The sequence below is a fragment of the Acetobacter fabarum genome, from assembly GCF_040702925.2.
GTDB classification, from domain to species: Bacteria; Pseudomonadota; Alphaproteobacteria; order Acetobacterales; family Acetobacteraceae; genus Acetobacter; species Acetobacter fabarum_B.
In genome coordinates, this window is sequence record NZ_JBFCXX020000093.1 from 1 (window position 1) to 268 (window position 268).

Annotated in this window: 1 protein-coding gene; it reads right to left on the reverse strand. The window is 66.0% G+C overall.

Going from position 1 to position 268, the window contains the following annotated elements; translation table 11 throughout:
* Window positions 1-251, reverse strand: a 251-nt coding sequence (locus AB2L51_RS15230; protein WP_400922690.1) for an MCE family protein, incomplete at its 3' end; no start/stop codon positions are given.
* Window positions 252-268: the final 17 nt, after the last annotated feature.

Consider the following 268-nt stretch of genomic DNA (forward strand, 5'->3'; position numbering starts at 1 on the left):
GTGTACAGCGTCGCGAGTGCGGATTGCTTCTCGACGACGGTGTTGCCGGTCGTCCGCAGATTGTCGAGGGCGCTGATCAGCTCGGGAGCTGCGTCGGCGTAGGTCTCGGAGAAGTCGGCCAATCCGCGTAGGTCCTGCTGGATTGCGGGGAGTTCGGTGTTCAGTCCGGAGAAGATGTTCTCCAGTCGATCGGTGCGACGCTCCCCGCGCGGCGGCTGGACGCCGATCGCCTCACCGACGCGCTCACCCACGTGCTCGACCTCCGTGG